At 54.0% G+C, this 16,920-nt stretch carries 16 protein-coding genes and 2 pseudogenes; 12 read left to right on the forward strand and 6 right to left on the reverse strand.

The features are described from left to right. The first annotated feature begins 56 nt into the window (after positions 1 to 56). The gene (locus RHM55_RS05770; protein WP_322180116.1) at positions 57 to 806 is read left to right on the forward strand and encodes a flagellar brake protein; all 750 of its coding nucleotides are present in this window, start codon (positions 57 to 59) and stop codon (positions 804 to 806) included. Between the two features lie 108 nt (positions 807 to 914). On the opposite strand, the gene RHM55_RS05775 is transcribed toward RHM55_RS05770, so the two are convergent. From RHM55_RS05775 to RHM55_RS05800, 5 genes and pseudogenes are all read right to left on the reverse strand, one after another. Beyond that, complete coding sequence (locus RHM55_RS05775) at positions 915 to 2,273, reverse strand: MFS transporter (RefSeq protein ID WP_322180118.1); 1,359 nt, start codon at positions 2,271 to 2,273, stop codon at positions 915 to 917. An 81-nt stretch (positions 2,274 to 2,354) separates the two neighbouring features. Further along, positions 2,355 to 3,010, reverse strand: a pseudogene (locus RHM55_RS25850) (hypothetical protein). A 244-nt stretch (positions 3,011 to 3,254) separates the two neighbouring features. Then, entirely contained in the window at positions 3,255 to 4,166 is a 912-nt protein-coding gene (locus RHM55_RS05790; RefSeq protein ID WP_322180122.1) for a class I SAM-dependent methyltransferase, read from the reverse strand. A 76-nt stretch (positions 4,167 to 4,242) separates the two neighbouring features. Further along, the gene (locus RHM55_RS05795) at positions 4,243 to 4,965 is read right to left on the reverse strand and encodes a TylF/MycF/NovP-related O-methyltransferase (RefSeq protein WP_322180124.1); all 723 of its coding nucleotides are present in this window, start codon (positions 4,963 to 4,965) and stop codon (positions 4,243 to 4,245) included. Beyond that, entirely contained in the window at positions 4,962 to 5,828 is an 867-nt protein-coding gene (locus RHM55_RS05800; protein WP_322180126.1) for a hypothetical protein, read from the reverse strand. Before RHM55_RS05800 ends, RHM55_RS05795 begins: the two co-directional genes overlap by 4 nt. A 633-nt stretch (positions 5,829 to 6,461) precedes the next feature. Between RHM55_RS05800 and RHM55_RS05805 the strand changes: the two genes are divergently transcribed. The 11 genes and pseudogenes from RHM55_RS05805 to RHM55_RS05855 form a co-directional block, all read left to right on the forward strand. Then, positions 6,462 to 7,493, forward strand: a complete 1,032-nt coding sequence (locus RHM55_RS05805) for a glycosyltransferase (RefSeq protein WP_322180129.1) — start codon at positions 6,462 to 6,464, stop codon at positions 7,491 to 7,493. Then, complete coding sequence (locus RHM55_RS05810) at positions 7,493 to 8,617, forward strand: FAD-dependent oxidoreductase (RefSeq protein ID WP_322180131.1); 1,125 nt, start codon at positions 7,493 to 7,495, stop codon at positions 8,615 to 8,617. Before RHM55_RS05805 ends, RHM55_RS05810 begins: the two co-directional genes overlap by 1 nt. Beyond that, the gene (locus RHM55_RS05815; RefSeq protein WP_322180133.1) at positions 8,601 to 10,091 is read left to right on the forward strand and encodes a hypothetical protein; all 1,491 of its coding nucleotides are present in this window, start codon (positions 8,601 to 8,603) and stop codon (positions 10,089 to 10,091) included. The genes RHM55_RS05810 and RHM55_RS05815 overlap by 17 nt, the downstream gene beginning before the upstream one ends. Further along, positions 10,084 to 10,887, forward strand: coding sequence for a pyridine nucleotide transhydrogenase (locus RHM55_RS05820; RefSeq protein WP_322180135.1), 804 nt, complete (start codon positions 10,084 to 10,086; stop codon positions 10,885 to 10,887). The genes RHM55_RS05815 and RHM55_RS05820 overlap by 8 nt, the downstream gene beginning before the upstream one ends. After that, positions 10,884 to 11,720 carry a sugar phosphate isomerase/epimerase family protein gene (locus tag RHM55_RS05825; protein WP_322180137.1) on the forward strand — a complete coding sequence of 279 codons (837 nt, stop codon included), beginning with the start codon at positions 10,884 to 10,886 and terminating at the stop codon, positions 11,718 to 11,720. Before RHM55_RS05820 ends, RHM55_RS05825 begins: the two co-directional genes overlap by 4 nt. Next, positions 11,717 to 12,073 carry an EamA family transporter gene (locus RHM55_RS05830; protein WP_322180139.1) on the forward strand — a complete coding sequence of 119 codons (357 nt, stop codon included), beginning with the start codon at positions 11,717 to 11,719 and terminating at the stop codon, positions 12,071 to 12,073. Before RHM55_RS05825 ends, RHM55_RS05830 begins: the two co-directional genes overlap by 4 nt. A gap of 14 nt (positions 12,074 to 12,087) precedes the next feature. Then, complete coding sequence (locus tag RHM55_RS05835; protein WP_322180141.1) at positions 12,088 to 12,894, forward strand: glycosyltransferase family 2 protein; 807 nt, start codon at positions 12,088 to 12,090, stop codon at positions 12,892 to 12,894. 176 nt (positions 12,895 to 13,070) lie between these two features. Beyond that, the gene (locus RHM55_RS05840; RefSeq protein WP_322180143.1) at positions 13,071 to 14,138 is read left to right on the forward strand and encodes a diguanylate cyclase; all 1,068 of its coding nucleotides are present in this window, start codon (positions 13,071 to 13,073) and stop codon (positions 14,136 to 14,138) included. Positions 14,139 to 14,308: 170 nt separating this feature from the next. After that, positions 14,309 to 14,662, forward strand: a complete 354-nt coding sequence (locus RHM55_RS05845) for a hypothetical protein (protein WP_322180145.1) — start codon at positions 14,309 to 14,311, stop codon at positions 14,660 to 14,662. Between the two features lie 116 nt (positions 14,663 to 14,778). Then, entirely contained in the window at positions 14,779 to 15,108 is a 330-nt protein-coding gene (locus RHM55_RS05850; RefSeq protein ID WP_322180147.1) for a DUF6388 family protein, read from the forward strand. A 79-nt stretch (positions 15,109 to 15,187) separates the two neighbouring features. Further along, positions 15,188 to 15,307, forward strand: a pseudogene (locus RHM55_RS05855) (methyl-accepting chemotaxis protein); the annotation flags it as partial. 46 nt (positions 15,308 to 15,353) lie between these two features. On the opposite strand, the gene RHM55_RS05860 reads toward RHM55_RS05855, so the two are convergent. Continuing rightward, positions 15,354 to 16,850 carry a succinate CoA transferase gene (locus RHM55_RS05860; protein WP_322180149.1) on the reverse strand — a complete coding sequence of 499 codons (1,497 nt, stop codon included), beginning with the start codon at positions 16,848 to 16,850 and terminating at the stop codon, positions 15,354 to 15,356. Between the last annotated feature and the right edge of the window lie 70 nt (positions 16,851 to 16,920).

Below are 16,920 nucleotides of genomic sequence, written 5' to 3' on the forward strand. Positions count from 1 at the left end.
TGGCAAAATGCCCCTCGATTACGTGCTGTCGTATTTTGCCTGGAGATGGATGAACCGTGTTCAATGCCTTAAGCGCGGAAGATGATCCGCAGCCACCAAAGGTACTCACCACACCTTTGGAAATTGCCGCAAATCTGCGGTTACTGCTAGACAGCCATGACCCCCTGATCATTACCTTTCATGAGCGCAGTCAGCGCTTTCAAAGCTACCTGATCGAGGTCAATCGCGACGGCAATGGGATTGCCCTCGACGAAATGATCCCTCGCGACGGCGAGCGTTTCTTGACCAGCGGCGAACCGTTTCGCATCGAAGGCTTTCATGACGGTGTTCGGATTGCGTGGGAATGCGAAGAGACGCTGACCATTGACGATCATGACGGTCATCGCTGCTATCGTGGCTCCATGCCGACGGAAGTGGTTTATCACCAGCGCCGCAACGCCTTTCGCGCAGCACTGAAATTGGCTCAACTGGTCAACGTTGAAATCAATGGCGACAAAATCAAGTCGGCGCTGAACGGCAAGCTCCTGGATATCTCTGCCACGGGCTGCAAATTGCGGTTTGAAGGTGATATTTCCGAGCAACTGCAACTGGGCCAAGTGTACGAACGCTTTGTTGCAGGCCTGCCTTTTGGCAACATGAGCACGCCTGTCGAGTTGCGTTACCTGCATTTCGAAGAAAGAATCAACATCACGTTCGCCGGTGTGCGCTTCCACAACATGAGCGGCCTGGTACAGCGCCAGGTTGAGCGATTCGTTTACCAGCTGCAGCGAGAAGCGCGGCGCTTCGATAAAGACGACGACTTCTGATCAGTATTTGCAGTATCAGCGATTGCGGTGAATAACCGCCGCAATCGCGCTATCCGAATACCGCTTCTCCCCCCGCAGCTCAATCACTCAATTGCGCAATCTCCGCTATCAAACAGGCTTGTCAGCGCTCTCTTCTGTAGAAGCCGTCGACTGCGATTCCGCTTGCCGCTCGCCTTCGGTTTCAGCCCCTTCTTGCGGTTCGACTGCTGTCTGCATCTGCTCCTGAACCACCTGTTCATCGACACGTGGGTCCAACGCGACCACCAACGGTGAGCTGGACATGCTGTCCGGCATCGCAACGTGTTGCAACGGCGCGTCCTCGACCTGGTGCAGATTGGTCACCGCCTTAGGCCGGATGCGCCAGACCAGAATCACGGCAGCAAAACAGACGAAAGCGTAGAGCATGTTGCTGCCGAACATCTTCATCAGTACGCCCGCAGCCAACGGGCCGATGCTGGCACCAATACCGTAGGTCATCAGCAACATGGCGGTCAGCGACACACGGCGCTCACCTTCAACGTGGTCATTGGAAAAGGCCACGGCCAACGGATAAAGACAAAACTGCATCAAAGATGCGAAGAAGCCGACCCCGAACAACACTTCCACAGGCACCTGCGGCATGACCGCCAAGGGAAAAGCCAACAAGGCCAGCGCGCCGGCAAAAATCCGAATCAACAAGGCACGGTCATAGCGATCCGATAAGGCGCCGAGCGGCCATTGCACTAACAGCCCCGCAAGAATGCAGCTACCCATGAACAAACCCACCGCCTCGGTAGACAAACCCTGCTGGGAGGCATACAGCGGCGCCAGACCATAGAACGAGCCGATGATCAGCCCTGCCCCCAATACGGTGCTCAACGATTGCGGCACCCGCTTAAGGAAAAAACGGGGTTCCAGCGGCGCCGGGTGCATGGGCGCCGGGTGAATACTGCGGGTCATCGCCACCGGCACAAGGCAAAGGGCAAAGCACAGCGCGACCAGCATCAGCAACTCGGGGCCCAAAGACGGGTGAATAACCAGAATCAGCTGACCCAGCACCAAGCCAAGGTAAGACGCGATCATGTAACCGCTAAACACAATGCCGCGTTGCTTGGCGTGTGCCTGCTCGTTCAGCCAGCTTTCGATGACCATGTACTGACACATCATCCCCAGGCCCACGATGACCCGCAGGAACAGCCACGCAGGCAACCAGTCGACCAGACCGTGCCCCAACACCGCAGCACCAACAATACCTGCGCACGTGGCGTAGGCGCGAATGTGCCCGACCCTGCTAATCAGCCGGTGACCGATCTTGCCGCCCAGTACCAGACCGAAGTAGTTGGCCGCCATTAAAGCGCCGACCCACAGACTATCGACTTGGTCGGCCGCCAGGCGCAAAGCAAGATAGGTACTTAACAGACCCGAGCCGATGAGCATCATCAGCGAGGCAAAATAAAGCGCTCGAAAGGACTTCCAGATTTGACGCATCGACGTTCCAGGCTTTCCACATAAAAGAAGAAGAGCAAAAGAATGGAGTCATCCAGACGGAAGAGTCCAAAACCAACGTTTCTAAGCCTGAGCAGCCAGCACGCGCCTTTCCCAGGGAGTAATTTCATCAAAAAAAGCTGGTCAGTTCCATACTCTTCGAAGCGATGTAGCCTTCGATGAACTCTTTACCAAACAGCTCCTTCGCCAATTGGCTACGCCTCAGACGCTCCAGAGCGGCATGCAAGGTACACGGCAATGACAATTCATCCGGCACTTGAATCTCACCCTGAATCGGCGCCGGTGGCTCCAACTCATGTTCAATACCATAAAGACCGGTGGCAAGGCTCGCGGCGATGGCAAGATAAGGGTTGGCGTCCGCACCAGGCAGCCGATTCTCCACCCTTCTGGCGACCGGCGCACTCGCCGGAATACGCAAGCCAGCAGCGCGGTTGTCGTAAGACCAGCAGGCATTATTGGGCGATGATCGCCTTGAGCTAACCACGCATCGAGAGACGAAAACCCTCCCCCGCCAGCTCATCCGCATCGCAAATTGTCAGCGCACGCGGGTGCTCACTTCAGGGCAAACGGTGAATCTGGGTCGGATCGGCAATCAGCGCCAGATCGCCGTCATCGCTACCGTAGAATCGCGCCGGCGGATAGCCGCCTATGATGCATTGCAACAACACGCCACGCGCAAGCTGCAAACGCCGCCCTTCGAGGAAACCCTCAGCGGTCATCACCCTGCCACGTGACACACCTTTCAAATCCGGCGTTACGCACTCAATCTCATCAATGCCCGTCAATCGCTCCGCAAGGGAACGGTGGTCATTAATTGTCATGATTCTAAATCCTTTATTGTTGTACAAGCCGTCCACCGGCAACCTGTACAAAATACGCATCACCCGTTCAAAATTTCAAGCGCGACGACAAAAATCCTTTTCCCATCAAAATCGTTAGAAACCGCAGCGCGTGCAGACGCAATCAGAGCACCGTATTGACGTACGGCGCTTTGGTCAGCGACAGGAAGTCTTTCCTGTAACCCTCGTTTTCCGGATCCAACGTCAGGGCCTGACGCAAAAACTCGATGCCCTCATGGGTGTAACCCAACTCGCAGCTTAGAAGCGAAGCCAGATAGAGCTTTTCCGAATCAAAAAAATTGAAGGACAACGAAACCTTGATCGCGCGGAGTGCATCGGCCAGTTTGCCTTCATTCACCAACTGATTAAATGACTCACTGAAGGCTGCGCCGTCTTGCCACACCGCACCGATAAGTCCGTCGAACTTTCTCAGCACAACCGTGTGCCCGTTACCGACCTTCGAGTCTGTCTCCTCGACACATTCGATGAGCCAGCTTCCTAATTCATTCCTGTTCAGGAAATTGATCGCCCGAATCATGCTCTGCAAGGAAAAAACCTGGTAATGCCCTCGCCAGTTCTCCTTTGGCATGATCGCCATGTCGAGCCCCTTCTCGTAGTCATCGACCATCTGCTCGACCGTTATCAATGGCCTCGTTGAGTCGTAAAGGGTTGCCGTACGCTTAGGAAAAATGCAGAAAAAAACACCGCCGTTCTTTAAAACCCGCGAGGACTCTATATAAGCCGCAAAGACGTTAGGAACATGCTCAATGACATGAGAACTGATGAGGTAGTCAAAGGTCCCATCACCAGCGGCTATCGACTGAAAATCGCCCAATAGATCAACGCTCTCCACTTCGCCGGATGTACGCATCTGCTCGTGATGATAGGCATTGAAATCGTCCATATCCTGAGGATACAAAAACAACCTGCCATCGCAGGGAGCCACCTTCAGGCAGTCTGGCAGATCGAAAGGGTTATGTGATGCTGCCCCCAACTCGACGCCAGTGCCTACACAGTATTGGGTGGCTAACGCCATGGTTCGTAGTTTCATCATGCCCCTATAACGTACAGAATCACCGATGACGCGAGTTCACTCGCAGTGTTGACGCCGGTCAGACGCGGAAATAACCTACCGTCGAATCGAACGGCAAGCGCTTGAGTTCAATTTTGTTCAGGTCCACGCACTCACGCAACGCGCTGGTTTCACCAGGGAAGTTGCGGTATGCAACTTCATCCAGAACGACGATCGCGCCTTTAGGCATGTAAGGCAAAAAGGTTTGCAGCGCGACTTTGGTCGACGAATAGAGATCGGTATCAAGAATCAGCATCGCCACCACCAGATCCGGGCGTGTTTTGACGAAAGCGGGCACGGTGTCAAGGATGTCACCTTTGACAATCTCGCAACGCGGAATCCGATTGACCGGACGCACCAGATCGTTGGCATCGATCATGTCCTGAATCAGGGTCTCGTCAGTATCCGAGAACATAGCATCGTTGATATCAGTGGGATCTTCTTTAGCGTCGATACCGGTGAAGCCAGAGAACGTATCGAAGCCGATGATCGAGCGGTTGATCGCATAAGGTTCGAGAATCATCGACAACTGCATGTACAGCATCAAGGAATTACCCTTGTAGACACCGCATTCGATAATGGCGCCGGGCACATCCTGAACCATTTTGAACAACTCGATGCGTGACAACGCTGCCGTGACCGTAATCCGATCTGCAAACACGAATGGCGCATCAGCGACGTATTTGGCGTCAACACGGTTGAGTACGCCCGCGCGTTTTTCGTTGTACTCGGTTTCAGCTGCGGTAAGGCGACGCTTGGTCATTGGTTGGTTCCTTGGAAATGCGAAAAGTCGCTGACATGGAAAAAATCTTTATACCCGGCTTCTGTGTCTGCGACACCGCTGTCGACGTTGACAGCACCACGCTGACTAAGAAGATCAGCGATGTGCACCAGGCGAAAATCAATGCTGAAACGGGTCTGTTCAGTATAGTTAGGCACCGTGCCGTGCAGGTGCGATCCCGAAAAAGTCAGAATCTCGCCAGCATTGGCGGCAATCCGGATTTCCGAAGCCGTTGAAATATCTTCAAGCGGAACGGGGTGAACGCGTAACTCTTCAATCACGTTTTCCTGAGCCAAAGGACGCTGCACGTTGATCCAGTCAGACAGACTCCAGTCCGCAGAGGAGTTTTTCACCGGCACTGAAAAATAGGCTGGATTGATCATCATCGTCTGGTCCGGTTGAATCGTGTAAACCGGCATCCAGGTATTGATCTGACAGTCGACACTGCCATACCACTTATCACGATGCGGTTTGTAGGCATAACTGACGCCAGCATGCAGATAGTCATAGTGAGGGACGACCCGAATTCGCGGAACGTCAAAAAGAAACTCACCAGGGTTTGCACCAATTTCCAGGACGAAATTGCGGATCATTTCTTTAACTTCAATACAGTTAGTGAACTGGCCCTTGAGCTTCGTCACCAACCCGATGAACTCTTGCACCGGCATCATCGTGTGCAACGCTTGGTGACGGGTCTCGCCGTCGAACGCCGCAGTGATACTTTCCCGGGCAAACGCGCAGAGGTCCTTAGGAGCATTCAGATCAGTATTCAGGAAAATATCGCCTGCATAGATCGCGTTCCTGAAATCATTCTTCTTCTGAAGCTGGTTGATATACAAATTCACGGTTTCCGCTCCTGAATCCTGGACTGACCTGATTATCGGCAGGTCGGGCCCAAACTGAAGGGACATTATGCGGGTTTGGCTGCGGCCCCGGACAGAGAGCCCGGAGGTAAAACTGGCAAAATGTATACACAAAAAACCGTCAGTCGCGGCTCAGCGAGAGGGTAATTGTGCCATTGCCGCCTACCCACCGCCACGCGAGCCTGGTTTCAACATTTCAAGCCTTTTTTCAGCGTTCGCCTAGCGAAGTGCCGGTCTCTGGTCTAGCCTGCCTCAGTAGCATAACGCCATGAAAAAGTGCAGCGCTCACGCGTTGGTACCTTTTTGTTTTCTGGATTGGACAACATCTAGCAAGCAGTCAGGGGTACTTTTTTATGACTATTTTGACCTTCCGGCCCCCCTTCATATTAAGCACTTCATCTCGACAATCTCCTGCTGTGCTTCGACTCATTCCAGACATCTGGCATAACCTTCGTCTGCCGTCAGCCCTTGCGGTAACTCTAACTTTCAAGACTGGCCAATGTGCCGGCATAGAGAGTGCCCCGCCCAACGACATTGATTCGATCCCGTTTAAGTGCTGCGTACGTCGTTTCAAGCAGCGCTCAAGGGTTCTTGACGTTTTAAAGGGGATTTAAAATGGCATTTTTCCCCTGTTTTTTGTCGGTGGTTTTCGTTGTCCGCAACGAGTCTGAGCGCATTGAAAGCATTCTGTTTGAGGCAACCTCGGTGATTGCCTCCATCGTCAGTGATTATGAGTTGATCATTGTTGACAATGCGTCGAACGATGACAGCATTTCCGTCATGAAGCGCCTGACGGGCGAAGATGGATTTGCCAATCTGCAGGTCTATGCACTGACCAAGGAGGTGGATGTCGACACCGCTTCATGGGTCGGGCTGGAGAATGCACTGGGTGACTTTGTAGCCGTCATTGATCCGATGATAGACGACATCAATTTTTTACCGCAAATGCTCAAAAAAGCCATTGGCGGCGCTGATGTGGTTTTTGTCAGTAACGAGCAAAAGCCTGTGCAAAGCCTTGCCTATCGGGTTGCTTTTGCCGTATTCCACATGCTCTACCACTGGTTCAATGGCATCCATCTCGCCAAAGAAGCGCCGCAGTACCGCATCCTTAGCAAAAGAGTGATCAACTTCATTCTTCAGCATCCCAAGCCAGCGATGACCTATCGCCATCTGCCCGCTACGGGTGGGTTTGCGCGCGCACACCTCAGCTACAGCTATAGCGCGTCACCCACATTCCAGCGCCGCAAACGTCTGGGAGACAGTATCGACCGTGGCATACGCCTGCTGGTGTCGACCACGCGCGCGCCGATGCGCCTTGTGACAGCACTCTCCTTGTTTGGCGCTATCGTCAACCTTATTTACTGCGGCTATGTGGTCGGCATCGGTTTTTTTAAAACCGACGTCGCGCCTGGCTGGATCAGCCTTTCGCTGCAACAGTCGGGCATGTTCTTTCTGATATCACTCGTGCTTCTGGTGCTCGGCGAATACATCCTGAACATGGCCAGCTTCTCGAATGAAGGTCCGCTCTACCATGTGGCCCAAGAGTTCACCAGCGCTCGCATGACGCGACTCGACAAACTGAATATCGAAGAGGTGTCGTCACCCCCCGCCAATACGACAAACTTGGCCCGGGGGGAAATGTCCTGATGCCAAGTGTCGACCCTAACTACGATGCGGTTATTATTGGCGGTGGGTTTTATGGCTCGGCCATCGCGGTCTACCTAGCGAAGCAGCGAGGCCTCAAGCGCATCATGCTGATAGAGCGTGAGCCCGCGCTAATGATGCGCGCCTCGTATAACAATCAGGCCCGCGTGCACAATGGCTATCACTACCCTCGCTGTTTCACGACAGCGTATCGCAGCCGGATAAACCTGCCCAAGTTCGTACGCGACTGGCCCGAAGCGGTAACACAGGATTTCACCAAACTCTACGCCATTGCCCGCCACAACTCGAAGGTCACGGCAAAACAGTTTGAGCGATTTTGCCGTGACATTGGAGCCAAGGTTCAGCCGGCAGCCCCTGCGTTGCGAGCCTTGTTTGAACCACGCCTCATTGAAAATGTGTTCCTGGTCGAAGAGTACGCTTTCAACTCCACCAAACTGGCACGTTGGGCTGAACGCGAGCTAGCAGAGTGCGGTGTGCAGATCTGCTACAAGACCCGAGCAACGGAGATTTCGAAAGGACCAGATGCAACACTGCAAGTCATCACAGAAACCGAGGACAGCGCCCAAGCTTCAATCTCCTGCCGTTATGTATTCAATTGCACCTACAGCGGCACCAATCAATTCAGGGGTGATTTCCCAGGAGTGCAAACGGGTCTGAAACAAGAGATCACCGAAATGGCCCTGATGCAGATGCCTGCACCTCTCGATGGTTTGGGGATTACCGTGATGGACGGCCCTTTCTTTTCGATGATGCCATTTCCCGCCCGCGGGCTGCATACGCTCTCCCACGTCCGCTTCACCCCGCACCTGCACTGGACCGATCAGCAAGGGATCGATCCCTACAAAAAACTCGAGCACCACGAACGTGCAACTCGTGTGGATCGTATGGTCAGGGACGTGGGCCGGTATGTCCCAGCTGTACTCAAGGCTAAGCATGTCGACTCATTGTTCGAAGTCAAAACGGTGCTTGTGAAAAATGAAGGCGATGACGGGAGACCCATTCTTTTTGAGAAGCACGCCGCGTTGCCCGGCTGTTATTCCGTGCTGGGGGGAAAGATTGACAATATTTATGATGTGCTGGAGAAGATGAATGAAGAAGTATTTTGATCTACCCACACTGTGCACGGGCATTGCCTTACTTTTTTTGGTGAGCATATTTTTATCGTTAGCGTCCCGCTCGGTATGGATTGATGAAGCCATGCTTCTGAAGAACATCATAGAGGTCAATACACTGAGTGGCTTTATTACACCACTGCCCTATTACGATCAAGCAGAACCGGTACCGGCTTCATTTTTCTTTAAGGCGGCGATGGCAATTTTCCACTATGACATCAAACCCCTCAGGCTGTCGGTACTGGCCGCGTCGGTATTAATGATCTTGCCCGTCTGTCTCCTGTTCAAGAAATATAAGTGGGGTCTTTTTGTTTTCCTGGTGGCGATCATCGGAAATACGTTTTCTTCCGGCTTTCACGTGACAGAGCTAAAATATTACTTCCTTGAAGTCAGCGGGAGTTTTCTGGCCATCTTTGCGATATGGGAGGCTGAAGAAAATAAAAATATTTTTTGGACTCTCTTAATTGCGGCAATCATCAGCCTCATCGGGTTTTCCACGCTTATCGTTTCAGGGGGACTGCTAGGCTATGCGTTTCTCTGGTGCCTGGCGAACAGAGAATTCCCCCGACGCAGCGCAACAATAGTTGCCTTTTTGTGCGCGGCCGCGTGCGTGGCTTTCTCATACCTCTACATGAAACACCTTACCATCTATCAGTTGAGTAACTACGCTGAGTACGGGGGAGGTAAATCTCTTTTAGTGTCAATGAAATCGTTGGGTGGCGCGATACTGGGGGCCTACGGAAAAGCCCTGTTAATCACGTCCTGCCTGTCGAGCATCGCACTGTTCGCCTTCAATAACAGAGGGTTTATTTTCAGGTTGAATTTATTTTTTTTTGCGCTGGTGTGTGTTGTCGTGGCAGGCAGAGTTTTTGGTTCTTATCCCGCCACCTACCCCCGACATGTGATTTGGCTGGTCCCCTTTAGTCTGGTTATTTCCAGCTGCGCGATTCTTGAGTTCACATCAAGCCAAGCCAAAACTTTCAAAGTATTGGGTTGGATTCTGTTCGTTGTCCTGGCACTCCAGGCAGGCAAAGCGTGTTACAAGAATCTCACAGGGGAGAATTATGAATACACGGCCAACAATAGCCTGTACGAGCACCTTGCGAAAATGGAGCCCAGCAATATTCTAGTTTACCCGGATGCTCAACCGTCTCTTGAATATTATTTACAGTTGGATGACCGGCTAAAAAAACACCACTATACCCGTGTACTGGATGAAACGACTCAGACCCGAGACCCGGCCATGGAAATGCCAACGTTCTTCTCAATGATCCGGACGTTATTTGAACTCAGGCCCGCCGGTGAGTTTTACTTATTACTGTCGCACCTTGATCGCCAGGACGACGACAAGGGAATTACCGCAGTGATTGAAACTGAAATCAAAAAATTTGACTGTCAGTACACCTCAGTTCTGCATGTTCACAATGCCGAGTTGCTCCGTATGCATTGCCGGGTGGATCATGAATAACATGAATAATTGTTTGATTGGGTTTAGTGGGTTTGTAGGGTCTACGATTGCAAAGCAGACTGCCTTTGAGTCAGTTTATCGATCAACCACTATAGGTCACATTGAAGGCCACTCGTTTAATACCGTTGTCTGCGCAGGCGCCCCCGCTCAAAAGTGGATTGCAAACCGTGAACCTGAAGCGGATCGGCAGAAAATCGAGGGGCTGATCGCCCACCTGAAAACCATTCAGTGCAACACCTTCATTTTGATCAGCACGGTCGATGTCTTCAGTACCGTCATGGGTGTCGATGAGGATACCCCTGTCGATGAGTCAGGCCTGCACGCCTATGGCCTGCATCGCCGGCTGCTGGAGACGTTTGTCGAAAGCCACTTCCCCAATCATTTAATCGTCCGTCTGCCTGGGCTAGTTGGACCCGGCTTACGCAAGAATGTCATCTTCGATTTTTTGAATGACAACAATCTTCAGGCCATCGATAGTCGCGGTGTCTTCCAGTTTTACCCAATGGTCAACCTCTGGTATGACATCCAAACCGCACTGAACGCCGGCTTGAAGTTGGTTCACCTCACTGCAGAGCCGATCAGCGTAGCGGATGTTTCGCAACTGGGTTTCGGCAGGCAGTTCACCAACGCCCTGGCTAACCCGGCAGCGACCTACGACATGCAGACCAAACACGCTCATGTATTTGGAGCAGCCGGGCGCTATCAGTACAGCGCCCGTGAAACGGTACAGGCGGTCAGGGCCTACGCTCAGTCCGAGCCGCTCACTATAAAAATCGATGAGGGAGCGAAAATATGAGGTTGGCTATTTCCAATATTGCTTGGGATGCCGCGGAAGATGAAGCCATCGCCACGCTCCTTCAGCGCTTTGCTATTGATGCGATCGATGTTGCACCCGGCAAGTATTTTCCTGTTCCCGCCAACGCTACGGATGAGCAGATTACTCAGGTCAAAGGCTGGTGGGCCGAGCGTGGCATCGACATCACCGGGATGCAGGCGCTGTTGTTCGGTACTACGGGGCTCAATGTATTTGGGTCAGCCCAAAGCCAGTCCGCACTGTTGAAACACTTGGCCGCCGTGTGCCGCATCGGCTCGGGTCTGGGCGCCACACGGCTGGTTTTTGGCTCACCAAAGAATCGTGATCGCACCGGGCTCGATGACCAGGAAACACTGGATGTGGCGGTGCCGTTCTTCAGACAACTGGGGGACATCGCTCAGGCCTATGGTGTAACAATCTGCCTTGAACCCAATCCCACCTGTTATGGCGCCAACTTCATGACCACCAGCGCTGAAACGGCCTTGGTGGTGACGCAGGTCGATCATCCCACCATCAAGATGCAACTGGACACCGGCGCGCTGGCCATCAATGGCGAAGATCCTTGTCTGGTGCTGCAAAACTGCGCATCTCTTATCGGGCATGTGCATGCCAGCGAGCCCGATCTGCTACCTCTGGGGGATGGCAGCACTGATCATGGGCTGATGGTGAGGGCCCTGGAGCGCTATCTGCCCAACCCTGTTGTGACCATCGAGATGCTCGCGACCAAGGATGAACCGCATGCTGTGTCGATTGAGCGAGCACTGAACGTGGCGATCCAGCATTACCGCAAACATCGCGTGGAGGGCCGCGTATGAAGTGGCTCATCCTGCTTGTCGGGATTCTCTCCAATGCTTCCGCCAGTGTTCTGGTGAAGATGGCCATGATGCCGCCGCGCAAGTTTCCGTCCCTCGGCGACCCTCTGGGCGCGCTGAGTAATTGGCCATTCTGGCTAGGTCTCGGGCTGTATGGCGGCGCCTTTTTACTGTATGCCGCAGCGTTGGCCCGCCTCCCTTTAAATGTGGCGCACCCGGTGCTGACCGCTGGGGCAGTAGCGACCGTGGCGTTGTCTTCGGTGCTAATTTTTCGTGAACCCTTCCACTGGACGACAGGGGCTGGGATCGTACTGGTAATTGCTGGCGTAGCGCTGATTACAGCGCGCGTTGCTTGATGGTAAACACAATGATGCCAACCGATATAACGCCTGACGGGCGTAAGACCTGGCAAGTGCCCTCCTTTCAAACCCCGCTATGGCTCGGCCGCCAGCACCCTTGGTGCGTGGTGATTCCGGTCATCAATGAAGGTGAACGGATCAAGAGCCTGTTGGCCAGGATGGCGGCCCTCAACATTCAAGACACTGCCGACATCATAATCGTTGATGGCGGAACCACAGATGGCTCGCTTGAGCTGCACGCGCTACAGCAGGTAGGGGTGCGAGGGCTGCTGCTCAAAACCGCTCCGGGAAAGTTAAGCGCTCAACTGCGTTGCGCTTACGCCTTTGCACTCGATCAGGGCTATGAGGGCATCGTCACGATTGACGGTAACGACAAGGACGATCCTGAAGCCATACCTCGCTTCATCGACGCGCTCAAGCAAGGCGTGGACTTCGTCCAGGCGTCCCGTTTTGTCTCGGGAGGCGTCGCAGAGAACACCCCTAAATCGCGAGACTTCGCGATCCGCTTTATCCATGCGCCAATGCTGAGTCTGTCTTCCGGTTTTAAATGGACAGACACCACCCAGGGTTTCCGTGCCTACAGCCGCAAACTGCTGTTGGACCCGAAGGTGGCGATATTCCGCGATGTGTTCATGACCTACGAACTACTCGCTTACCTCTCCTACCGCGCACCGAAACTGGGTTATCGCTGTGTCGAGCTACCGACCGTCAGGCGCTATCCAAAAGGCGAAGTACCGACAAAGATCAGCAGCGTCAAGGGCAACCTGTCAGTGCTTGAGGTGCTGTTTCGGGCCTGTTTTGGAGTTTACAACCCGTAGGCTGTAATCCGTACAGCTTATGGGCCACCAGAAGCATTCCCGCCGCAAACAATGGCATTTTGATATACAACTCGACAAGTCTGTTAAGTTATCGAACGTGCATAAATTTTCATGCTCGATTTGGCCAGCGCTTGAGCGAGGTCGTAGCTGCATAATCTCGATGTATGGATACAGTAATGACGAGTTCATTCGGAGCAAGGAACAGGAGCCAGGCCTTCGCAAAACGCGCATTGATGCCTCGTGCGATAGGGCTGGCCGCTGGTTTTTTCTGCGTCGCCGGGGTCTTTTGGGAGCAAGGTCGTCCGCCTTTCATATGGGCACTGCTCATCACTTTTTGCTTCGTTTGGCCGTGGATAGCCTTCGTACTGGCACGATCCGCCGAGCATCCCGCGGATATCGAACGGCGCAGTGTCCTGCTTGACTCAGCTTTTTCCGCGTTTTGGGTCGCCGCCATAGGGTTCAACTTGCTCCCCAGCGTGGTGATGCTCTCGATGCTGGCAATGAACAACGTCGCTACAGGCGGAATGGCCTTTGTATTACGCGGCTGGCTGGCCAAAATGGCGGGAATCGCTGTCTCCGTCGCAATGTTCGGCTTAAGTTTTTCACTTTATAGCAGTCCCTTAGTGGTCTATTCGTCGATGCCGATGATCATCATCCAGCCACTGGTCATCGGTTGGACGTTATACCGGCTGGCGCTTCGGCTAGGGCAGAACCGTAAAGTGTTGCGTGAGCTGAGTGAGACCGACAGCCTGACAGGTCTCTATAACCGTCGTTACTGGAACGCGCTGCTCGAAAACGAATATAAACGCTGCGGATATGGCGTCTCGAATGGCTGTCTAGCACTCGTAGACCTGGATCATTTCAAGCAGATTAACGACACGCATGGCCACCTTGTTGGGGATGAAGTCCTGCGACACGTAGCTTCCGCGCTCAGGTCTAACCTGCGTTCAACTGATATTGTCGCGAGATTCGGTGGGGATGAGTTTTGTGTGTTCCTGCCTGATACCGACAGGGCGACCGCCTTTCAGGTGCTTGACAGGGTGAGGGTAGAGATCGCTGACGCTGTGTTCGGTCAAAAACAGACGGCCATTGCGACCTTAAGCATCGGTCTAACCGCATTCGACAATCCAATGTTGTTCAATGAATGGTTCAAACAAGCGGATTTGGCACTGTACGAAGCAAAAGCGCGTGGACGCAACCAAGTCGCTTGTTTCGACGGTGACTCGATGCGCGCGAGTGCCTGACACGACTGCAGTGCTACCAGCATCCGCGCAGGAAGACGGGCCCCTGAAGTTCAGCGTACGCAAACAACCATCGACCATGGCCTGCCAGTACTCCTCCCCATCCGGGTGCTGCTCTCGAACAAATAGCCAGCGGCCCTTACGCTCTTCATGCAGCCGGCTAGCGCACTGATTTGATAACGGAAAACCACGGCAAGGAAAAGCAGCGACTAAAATCAAGGGGGCCGAGCACTTCAAAACAGATGATGGCCAATGGTTACAACACACTTTTTTGCCAAGGCGGCTTTATGAGAAAACTACAAAAAAATAGCTCGATGGAAAGCGATCTTGGTGATGTAGCTGACAATCTAAAGCAGACGATGAGTCAGCTTTCAGATTGTTCAACGCAGCTGATCGAAGGCGGCAATGAACAAGCCTCTCAGTTGATCGGGAAAGTAATTCTGTCGCTTCAAGAAGATGAATGCATGCTTCGCAGGTACACGGACAGTTTAAAAACCGGAAGGCTCGGACGAAGATCGGACGATTAAAGGTCTTCATGGCATTCAACACGGCAACGCAAGACATGCCGCCCGACCAGACCAGGGCGGCATAGAGGATGAGTTGATCGACCACAACGATACCCACAGCCGTTTAAGGACTTTGCATGATCCAAACTGAACAGCCGCACCAAATAGCACTGGATAAATTTCTTGCGGAGCACCCTGCCCTCCGCGAAGAGTTGGACAACCTGAATCCGCTCGAGGCCCAGGCCTCCGGCGTGCCGTTGGCACAATACCGCGATGAGCGACTGCACCAGGCGTTTGAGGCCGAGGCTGAGCGCTTGGGCTTCTTTGCCTGGGAACTGACCCTGCAATTGACGGCGGCGTCCCCTGAGGAATTTGAGGCGCAACGGATTGAGGTGCACAAGGAAGTTGCCGAGATGGCGGGCATGGAGTGGGCGGAGTATTGCGAGATGCACGGCCTGAAGGCTTGAGTGCCTGAAAGATTTGGTGTCCAGGGCAGGTTCGTGTTGCGTGGACGGCGCCAATGCCTATCCACCCGAAGACGTGCGCGGCGAGCAGGGACATGAATTTTCCGTGGTGACCGACGAAGTGCGCAACCTGGCGATGCGCACTTGGGAGTCGGCTCAGCAGATCCAAACCATGCTCAAAAACCACTCGCTCAGGGGCCGGCGAGGACCTTGAGCGGGTGGTTGTTCGAGACGCAGACTTCGGCTCGCTAGTGGGCCGCCAGCATGCTGCCCGTTTCGTTCAAGCGGATATGCCAGCTCAATGCTTGATTGAGGTCGTGAGGGGTATGCCCGCCTAGACGACAGGCGGCGGTGAAGTAATCATTGAGTGCCTCGCGGTAGTCCGGGTGTACACAGTGATCGATGATGATTCGCGCTCGCTCCCGAGGCGCAAGGCCCCGTAAGTCAGCTAGCCCTTGTTCGGTTACAAGAATGTCGATGTCATGCTCTGTGTGGTCGACGTGGCTGACCATGGGCACTACGCGCGAGATGTTCCCGTCCTTGGCAATTGATTTAGTCACGAATATCGATAGGTGGGCGTTGCGGGCAAAATCCCCCGAGCCGCCAATACCGTTCATCATGTGTGTACCGCCGACGTGGGTGGAGTTGACGTTGCCATACAGGTCGAACTCCAGCGCGGTGTTGATTGCAATGATCCCCAGGCGCCGGATTACTTCCGGGTGGTTGGTGATTTCCTGTGGGCGCAAGACCAGGCGCTCGGCGTATTTTTCCAGGTTCTTGAAGACCCGCTCGCCACAGGCGCCAGAGAGGGTGATGGAGCACCCCGAGGCGAATTTCAGCTTGCCGGCATCCAGCAGGTCAAAGGTGGAATCCTGCAACACCTCGGAGTACTGCACCAGGTCGTTGAACGGGGCGTCGATCAAGCCGCACATCACCGCGTTGGCGATGGAACCCACCCCCACTTGCAGCGGTGCCAGGTTTCTCGTCAGACGCCCCATTTCCACCTCGATCTCGAAAAACCGCACCAAATGATTGGCAATGGCCTGTGTGTCGTTGTCAGGCGGCAACATGGGAACGGCCGCCTCGGGTGTGTTGCAGATGACGATGGCGGCGATGCGTGACGGGTCGATCTCGATGGCATGGCTGCCAATGCGGTTGTTTGATTGGAGGACGGGGATCGGGCCACGGTGAGGGCGATTCTGGGGTTGGTAGATATCATGCAGCCCTTCGAAATGAGGGCTGCTCGCCAGGTTGAGTTCGATGATGATCTGTTTGGCGGCCAGTGCCAGGGTGGCCGAGTTGCCCACTGACGAGGTGGGCACGATATGCCCCTGTTCGGTGATGCACACCGCCTCGATAACTGCGATATCCGGGGTCGGCAGGTAGCCATCGCGCAACTGCTCGACCACTTCCGAGAGGTGCTGGTCGATAAACATCACCTTGCCTTCGTTGATGGCCTTGCGCAGCACAGCGTCGCCCTGAAACGGCATGCGTCGGGCCAACAGACCCGCTTCGGCCATCATCCCGTCCAGACCACGGCCAAGGCTGGCGCCGGTGATCAGGTTGATTTTCAGCGGGTCGTGCCTGGCCTGCTCGATCAAGGCCAGGGGGACTGCCTTGGCGTCTCCGGCACCGCCAAAACCACTGATGCCGATGGTCATGCCGTCTTTAATGAGCAGGGCGGCCTGTGTTGCACTCATGATTTTGTCGTGCAAGGAAGCCAGCCGGATACGCGCAGCGTGCATGGAAAAAACCTCGAATGTAGGGAATAGCAGGCGGGGCACCGGACATCTGCCGTTCAACCGGTACTCGCGC

It is taken from the genome of Pseudomonas sp. MH9.2, assembly GCF_034353875.1.
Lineage (GTDB): Bacteria > Pseudomonadota > Gammaproteobacteria > Pseudomonadales > Pseudomonadaceae > Aquipseudomonas.